General features: G+C 43.8%; 1 protein-coding gene. It reads left to right on the forward strand.

What is annotated here, in order from left to right; all coding sequences use genetic code 11:
* A partial coding sequence (locus RVS70_RS23180; RefSeq protein WP_321135100.1) for a TetR/AcrR family transcriptional regulator occupies positions 1–379 on the forward strand: 379 nt, incomplete at both ends.

Raw genomic sequence — 379 nt, forward strand, 5'->3', positions numbered from 1 at the left:
GGACCTTGTCGCAAAGCTTGCGAATGTGGGGAAGGGAACCATTTATACATTTTTTAAAAACAAAGAAGAGCTGTTTGACGAGATTTTCACAACTTTATTGAAGGAAATGAAGCAAAAAGCGGATGAAGCGATGGAGCCGAACCTTCCGTTCCATGAAAATGTGCACAGAGCGCTGTTTGCCATTCTGGAGTTCAGGAAAACACATCAGCTGACGATTAAGATTTTCCAAGAGAATGCCGAGATTGGTACAATGGCAGTTCAGGAAGTGATCCAGAAAATGGAGCGAGCCATACTGTCTTATATCAAAAGTAAGATTGAAGACGGGATTAAAAGCGGCGCAATCAAGCCGTGCGATCCTGAACTGACGGCCTTTGTGATG

This window comes from Virgibacillus sp. M23, assembly GCF_034190895.1.
In the GTDB taxonomy this organism is placed as follows: Bacteria; Bacillota; Bacilli; order Bacillales; family Amphibacillaceae; genus Virgibacillus; species Virgibacillus salarius.